The sequence below is a fragment of the Pseudolysinimonas sp. genome, assembly GCF_031389465.1.
Taxonomy (GTDB): Bacteria; Actinomycetota; Actinomycetes; order Actinomycetales; family Microbacteriaceae; genus Pseudolysinimonas_A.
Genome location: NZ_JANMSQ010000142.1, coordinates 1 through 6,857, shown reverse-complemented (window position 1 = coordinate 6,857; position 6,857 = coordinate 1). Strand labels below are relative to the sequence as shown.

General features: G+C 68.7%; 7 protein-coding genes. 6 read left to right on the top strand and 1 reads right to left on the bottom strand.

What is annotated here, in order from left to right; all coding sequences use genetic code 11:
- Positions 1-305 precede the first annotated feature (305 nt).
- Genes RMO30_RS05550 through RMO30_RS05540 form a run of 3 tightly spaced genes read left to right on the top strand, consistent with a single transcriptional unit; the run spans position 306 to position 3,347 of the window.
- Positions 306-980, top strand: a complete 675-nt coding sequence (locus RMO30_RS05550; RefSeq protein ID WP_309710547.1) for a hypothetical protein — start codon at positions 306-308, stop codon at positions 978-980.
- An 11-nt stretch (positions 981-991) separates the two neighbouring features.
- Complete coding sequence (locus tag RMO30_RS05545) at positions 992-1,531, top strand: signal peptidase I (RefSeq protein WP_309710545.1); 540 nt, start codon at positions 992-994, stop codon at positions 1,529-1,531.
- A gap of 52 nt (positions 1,532-1,583) precedes the next feature.
- The gene (locus RMO30_RS05540; protein ID WP_309710542.1) at positions 1,584-3,347 is read left to right on the top strand and encodes a proline--tRNA ligase; all 1,764 of its coding nucleotides are present in this window, start codon (positions 1,584-1,586) and stop codon (positions 3,345-3,347) included.
- Between the two features lie 86 nt (positions 3,348-3,433).
- On the opposite strand, the gene RMO30_RS05535 is transcribed toward RMO30_RS05540, so the two are convergent.
- The gene (locus RMO30_RS05535; RefSeq protein ID WP_309710540.1) at positions 3,434-4,309 is read right to left on the bottom strand and encodes a hypothetical protein; all 876 of its coding nucleotides are present in this window, start codon (positions 4,307-4,309) and stop codon (positions 3,434-3,436) included.
- A 207-nt stretch (positions 4,310-4,516) separates the two neighbouring features.
- Between RMO30_RS05535 and nusA the strand changes: the two genes are divergently transcribed.
- The 3 genes from nusA to RMO30_RS05520 form a co-directional block, all read left to right on the top strand.
- Positions 4,517-5,497 carry a transcription termination factor NusA gene (gene nusA, locus RMO30_RS05530; protein WP_309710537.1) on the top strand — a complete coding sequence of 327 codons (981 nt, stop codon included), beginning with the start codon at positions 4,517-4,519 and terminating at the stop codon, positions 5,495-5,497.
- A gap of 27 nt (positions 5,498-5,524) precedes the next feature.
- Positions 5,525-5,794, top strand: coding sequence for a YlxR family protein (locus RMO30_RS05525; protein WP_309710535.1), 270 nt, complete (start codon positions 5,525-5,527; stop codon positions 5,792-5,794).
- 75 nt (positions 5,795-5,869) lie between these two features.
- Positions 5,870-6,857: translation initiation factor IF-2 N-terminal domain-containing protein (locus RMO30_RS05520; protein WP_309710532.1), on the top strand; the 988-nt coding region annotated here is incomplete at its 3' end.

The window sequence follows — 6,857 nt, the reverse complement described above, 5'->3', positions numbered from 1 at the left end:
TCAAGACCGTTCCGGAATCCGAGATCGTCGCCACTCTGATCGAGGAGGCGCAGCGCCTCGCGGCGGCCATGCCGGCGGATGCCCTCGGCTCGCCCGAGGTCGTCACCGTCTGACTTCGACTTCCCTCAGCCGATAGGCACTCGAACCGGGGGGCACTCCCTGTGGGGGGTGACCCGCGGGTGATCGGCGCCTAACCTGGTCGGCAAGACGGCAGCGACGCCGTTGCTTCGCCCCACGGCGACAACCACCGGACTCACCACCCGGTGCCGTGACGGAGGGGTGAACCGACCGAGGGGGATCAGGTCATGACTGAGCTCACAACGCGTCGTGCCGTCGCACGTCACCGCAAGGTCATGGCAGTTGCCGCGGCGGGAGCTGTTTTGTTGACCGGCGCCACCGTGACGTCGCTCGCCGCCTGGCTCGACGAAGGGTGGGTCACGGCCGGCGTCGATGGCGCCCCGGGCGTGCTGGCTTTCGAGTCCGAGTTCGAGTTCGAGATCGAGCAGTCGGTCGCATCCGAAGCGGGTGCTTGGTTCGATCGAAAGACCGTAGACGTTGCGGGGGTCATCGACTTCGATGACATTGCGGTGGCGCTCAGCCCAGGAGATGTCGCCTACGGCTGGGTGTCTCTGCGTACCGCCGCCGATTCGCTCGGCGGCAACGTCACCCTGGTATCCGACTACACCCTCGGCGACAGCCCGCTCGGCGATGCCCTGCGCTACGGCGCGCGGCTGCATCCCGACGCCACCACCTGCACGGCGGCGGCGTTCGCGGGCACCGGCAGCGCGCTCGTCCCGAATGGCAGTGAGCTCGCCGAAGGATCGGGTGCGACGACGTTTGCGCTCGCCGCGAGTGCAGCGGGGTTGCCGGGCACCCCGCAAACGGTGTGCTTCCGGGTCGAACTGCCTTCGGGCGCGAGCAACGCCTTGATGGGTGAGACGGCTGACGTCACCTGGTTCTTCGACGCGATCTCGACCTAATCGGAGCGATGGTGAGCCGGGTCGAGGGCTTCGCGGTCTGCGGAATCGCGGCGATCGTCGTCGCGGTCCTCGTCGGCGTGTTCGGCTTCGGCCTCGGAGTCGTGCGACTCGCAACCGGCTCGATGACTCCCGCTTATCCCGCCGACTCGCTCCTCGTCGTGCGCGATGTCGACGCCCGCACGGTCGTTGCGGGTGAGGTCGTCAACGTCAGCCGGGACGGCGCCGTCCCGATTACCCACCGCGTCGTGAGCACCGAGATTCGGCCGAGTGGCGTCGAACTGGTGCTGCGCGGGGATGCGAATGACACCGTCGACCCGCAGCCGTATCGGGTGCAGCGCGTGGGTCTGGTGCTCGCCGGCATCCCGTTCGGGGGTTCTGTGCTGGCGACCCTGCAGTCCCCGATCGGGCTCGGGATTGCGACGGTCGTCGTCGCGTTGCTCGTGCTCTGGGCGTGGTGGCCGCGCCGCCAGCCCCTCCACCTCGCGGGGTCCGGGGGAGCGGGTCAGCATGAACGCGTTCGCCGCGGCTCTGCGCTAGCCGACGTGTGCTGAGTCGTCGGCCCGCGAGAACTCGGCTATTCCGGTGAGAACTAAGGTGGAGGGCGTGTCAACGCGCCTCTCCCAGCTCTTCGTCCGCACCCTGCGCGAAGACCCGTCCGACGCCGAGGTGTCGAGCCATCGGCTGCTCGTGCGCGCCGGATATATCCGTCGTCAGGCGCCCGGGATTTTCTCCTGGCTGCCGCTCGGACTCAAGGTGCGGCGCAAGGTCGAGGCAGTCATCCGCGACGAGATGGCGGCCGCCGGTGCGCAAGAGGTGCTGTTCCCTGCGCTCCTTCCGCGCGAACCATATGAGGCGACAGGCCGCTGGGAGGAGTATGGCGACGGCATCTTCCGCTTGAAGGATCGCAAGGGCGCCGACTATCTGCTCGCGCCGACCCACGAAGAGGTCTTCACGCTGCTCGTGAAAGACCTCTACTCGTCGTACAAAGACCTGCCGCTGTCGATCTACCAGATCCAGGACAAGTACCGGGATGAGGCCCGCCCCCGGGCCGGGCTCCTGCGCGGGCGCGAGTTCTCAATGAAGGACGCGTACTCGTTCGACTACACCGATGTCGGCCTCGACGCCTCGTACCAGGCGCAGCGCGACGCCTACGAACGCATCTTCACGCGTTTCGGGCTCGAATACGTCATCGTGCAGGCCGACGCCGGGGCGATGGGCGGGTCACGCTCCGAGGAGTTCCTGCACCCCACCCCGATCGGCGAAGACACCTTCGTGCGTTCTGCCGGGGGATACGCCGCGAACGTCGAAGCGTTCACCACTCTTCCGCCCGTGATGGATGTCGACGTCGCCACCCTCCCGGAGGCGAAGGTGCTGCCGTCACCCGGCACCCCGACGATCCAGACTCTCGTCGACCTCGCCAACGCCGAGTACCCGAAGCCGGGCGACGCCTGGACAGCCGCCGACACACTCAAGAACGTCGTGCTCGCGCTCACCCATCTCGATGGCACGCGCGAGGTCGTCGTCGTCGGCCTGCCCGGCGATCGGGATGTCGACATGAAGCGGGCCGAGGTCGCCTTCGCCCCCTCGGAGGTCGAAGCCGCAACCGACGCCGACTTCGAGAAGAACCCCCTCATCGTGAAGGGCTACCTCGGCCCGTGGTCGGCCCTCGGCCCGTTCCTCGGCGAAGAGTCGGCAACCGGCATCCGGTTTCTGCTCGACCCTCGGGTGGTCGACGGCACCGACTGGATCACCGGCGCCAACGAAGACGAGAAGCATGTCTTCGGGCTCGTTGCCGGACGTGACTTCTTCGGGGACGGCTGGATCGAGGTGGCGGCCGTCCGCGCCGGTGACCCCGCTCCCGACGGCTCAGGCCCCGTGGAACTCGCTCGCGGCATGGAGATCGGCCACGTCTTCCAGCTCGGCCGCAAGTACGCCGAAGCACTCGACCTCAAGGTGCTCGACGAAAACGGCAAACTCGTCACCGTCACGATGGGTTCCTACGGAATCGGCGTCACCCGCATCCTCGCCGCCATCGCCGAGACGACCGCCGACGACAAGGGTCTGCTCTGGCCCGACGAGATTGCCCCGTTCGATGTGCACGTCATCGCTGCAGGCCGCGAGGAGGCGGCGTTCGACCTCGCCGAGAAGCTCGTCGCCGAACTCGAAGCGGCCGGAAAGGACGTGCTCTACGACGACCGGCCCAAGCTCGGACCCGGCGTTAAGTTCAACGACGCCGAACTGCTCGGGGTGCCGAAAATCGTCATCGTCGGGCGCGGAGCTGCCGACGGAATCGTCGAACTGTGGGACCGCCGCTCGGGCGACCGCAGCGAGGTCCCCGTCGCTACGGTCGTCGAAGCACTCGGCTAACGGATCGCGCCGCGAAAACCCACAGATTCGTGCGGTCTGGCGGCTCGAACGGGGAATCCCGCCAGTCGGCACGAATCGTTGGCAGTTCAACGAGCGAGATGCCGCTGCACGCGCGCGACGAGAGCGAGAGGGTCGCGGAGATGCATCGAAGTCACACGAATCGTGCGCCAGTTGACATCGGCGAGCAACTCGCGTCGTTCGATGTCCCGCTCCCACTCCGCACGACTGCGATGGCCGTCTCCCTCGTACTCGAGCGCCAGTCGTTGGTCCGGGTAGGCAATATCCGGATGGAGCACGATCCCGCCCGCGACGGTGACCGGGTACGCGACACACGGCTCAGGCAGACCGGACCGCACGAGCAGCAATCTGAGATGGGTCTCCGGTCGAGAGCGGACTCCGACGCGCACCCGCGGAGCCGCCCACGCGAGTCGCGCCGAACCGTGTCGCCCCCGCCACGCCTCGGCGATCTGCTGGAGCTGATCGAGAGAGCCGAGCGGTTCTCGACGCGCATCGAGAACGATGTGATCGCCGACAGCGACGAGATCCTCGCGGGCGAGCAGAGAAGCGGACTGCGCCCAGGCGACGACGGCCGGGGCGACCGGCATTCCGTCGAGGAACATGGCTGGCGCGTCCGTGAGCGAGTGGCCGCGGACTCCGGGCCGACGAGGAGGCGTACGTGGGAAGGCAACGGAGACGTGCAGATCGCAGGGGAGTGTCGGCAGCGGCGCCCCGTGCAACGCGAGGGCCGTCGTGTGGCTGAAGGTCTGACCATGCTCCATGACCGGGAGGAAGGCCGCGGCGAGGTCACGCATCGCGGCGAGATCGAGGCCGACTGCCGAGACCCCGCGATAGGGATGATCGATGTCCTTGGCGCGCAGTCGCCAGCGGGTGAGCGCGTGGTCGCTGGCTGTCGAGGTGCGGATCGCCGACCCGCGCAACTCGGGAGGAAGGGGTGTGGGCATCCCCCGACTCTTCGCGCCGCCTTCGCGTCGGGCGCGCCGCGAGCGCGAACCCGTGGGTTTCGTGCGGATTGGCGGGCCTGGGGAGGGGTGGCCGCCAGCTCGCACGAATCGTCGGGTCTGTCGTCGCGGGCACGCTCGGCTAAGCTCGACCGATGCACCCGGCTCCAGGGGGTGCCGACACGTGAACTGAATAGCGGAGGCCTTGCGATGGACATCGACCTCACCGTGCTCCGGATGATGGAGCGCGAGCGCGAGATCCCGTTCGAGGAGCTCGTGACGATCATCGAGCAGGCGATCCTCATCGCGTACCTCAAGCACACCGATCGCACGCCCGACTCCGGGGCGCGTGCCGAACTCGACCGCAGGACCGGTCACGTGACGGTGTTCGTTCCCGAACTCGACGACGAGGGTGAGGTCGTCGGCGAGGCGGTCGACAGCCCCGACGACTTCGGGCGTATCGCGGCGTTCGCGGCCAAGCAGGTCATCAACCAGCGACTGCGCGACATCGGCGACGACAAGGTGCTCGGCGAATTTCGTGGCCGCGAAGGCGACATCGTGGCGGGCGTCATCCAACAGGGTCCGAATCCGCGGATGATCCACGTCGATCTCGGCGCCGTCGAGGCGATCCTGCCGCCCGAGGAACAGGTACCGGGCGAGGAGTACGCGCACGGCTCCCGCATCCGCGTTTACGTGACGAGCGTCTCGAAGGGGCTCAAGGGTCCGTCGATCACGGTGAGCCGCACGCATCCGGGGCTCGTGCGTCGGTTGTTCGCGCTCGAGGTGCCCGAAATCGCCTCCGGGATCGTCGAGATCGCCAGCCTCGCCCGCGAAGCCGGTCACCGCACCAAGATCGCGGTGCGCGCGACCGAGCCGGGCATCAACGCAAAGGGTGCCTGCATCGGGGAGCTCGGCTCGCGGGTGCGGGCCGTCACGGCCGAACTCAACAACGAGAAGATCGACATCGTCGACTGGTCCGATGACCTCGCGACCTTCGTCGCGAACGCTCTCAGCCCGGCGAAAGTCTCGAGTGCGTTCGTCGTCGACGAGTCGCTGAAGGCCGTGCGCGCCCTCGTGCCCGACTACCAGCTCTCGCTCGCGATCGGCAAGGAAGGGCAGAACGCCCGCCTCGCCGCGAAGCTCACCGGAGCCCGCATCGACATCCAGCCCGACTCCGTCATGGAGTCCTGAGAACGCCAAACGGGCGGACGGGGTAGGATGGAAGCCGTTCGAACCTGCCTGGGGTGCCGGCAGCGCGCTCCCCGATCCTCTCTTCTGCGGATCGTCGCGCGCGACGGACGAGCAACGGTGGATGCCGCGGCTCGACTTCCGGGCAGGGGGGCGTGGGTGCATCCAGACCCTGGATGCATCGACGCCGCGGTGAAGCGCAAAGCCTTCGGGCGTGCGCTCCGTACCGCGATCACCACGGAATCCCTCCCAGACATGTCAGACCTTCAGAAATGGACTGATCGGCACATGGACAACTAATGAGCGACTCGAAATGAGTTTCCTCACCCTTTGACGTCCGACCCTGCCTGGGGCCGGACCCCAGACAGGAGAATTGTGGCCAACCCACGAGTTCACGAAGTCGCCGCCGAACTCGGCATCGACTCGAAGATCGCGCTCGACAAGCTCAAAGACATGGGCGAGTTCGTCAAGAGCGCATCAAGCAGCATCGCGCCGCCGGTCGCCCGGCGGCTGAAGTCGGCCCTCGAAGCGGACGGACACAAGGCCCCGGCCACGTCGGCGCCTGCTCCGGCTGCACAGACGCCGACCGCGCCGAAGCCGGCCCCGAAGCCCGCCGCGGCACCGTCCGAGGCGCCCGCGCCCGCCGCCGAAGCCCCCTCGGCTCCGGCCGCTGCCGCTCCGGCTGAGCCCGCAGCCCCTGCCGCTCCCGAAGCCGCAGCTCCTGCGACACCCGTCGCCGACGGCGACCGTCCGGCCGGCATCCCGCGCCCCGGAACTCCCCGTCCCGGCAACAACCCGTACGCGTCGAGCCAAGGCATGGCCCGCCCCGGAACTCCCCGCCCCGGCAATAACCCGTTCGCGGGTAGCCACGGCATGCCGCGCCCCGGCGGTGCTGGCGGACCCCGTCCGATGGCCCCGAGCACGGGTGCCCCGCGTCCCGGTGTCCCCGGCCAGCGTGCCGGTGCCCCCGGACGCCCGGGAGCGCCCTTCCAGCAGCGCCCCGGCGGCCCCGGTCGTCCCGGCGGTGCCGGTGGCGGATTCCAGCGTCCCGGTGGCGGCGCCCCCGGTTCCCCCGCTGGGGGCGGCGGATACGCCGGTCGTCCCGGTGGCGGTGGCGGTGGCGGTCGCGGTCGCGGCCCTGGCGGCGGCACGGCTGGTGCCTTCGGTCGCGGTGGTGGCAAGAGCAAAGCCCGCAAGTCGCGTCGCACGAAGCGCGCCGAATTCGAAATGCGGGAGGCCCCGACGATCGGTGGCGTGAGCGTTCCCCGTGGTGATGGCACGACCATCATCCGGATGCGCCGCGGCGCCTCGATCGCCGACTTCGCCGAGAAGATCGAGCAGCTGACGGGCTTCACCGTGTTGC

Excerpts from the sequence above, each read along its gene's own strand:
- RMO30_RS05550 (WP_309710547.1), top strand. The coding sequence starts at position 306 with ATGACTGAGCTCACAACGCGTCGTGCCGTCGCACGTCACCGCAAGGTC.
- RMO30_RS05535 (WP_309710540.1), bottom strand. The coding sequence starts at position 4,309 with ATGCCCACACCCCTTCCTCCCGAGTTGCGCGGGTCGGCGATCCGCACC.
- nusA (WP_309710537.1), top strand. The coding sequence starts at position 4,517 with ATGGACATCGACCTCACCGTGCTCCGGATGATGGAGCGCGAGCGCGAG.
- RMO30_RS05525 (WP_309710535.1), top strand. The coding sequence starts at position 5,525 with ATGGAAGCCGTTCGAACCTGCCTGGGGTGCCGGCAGCGCGCTCCCCGA.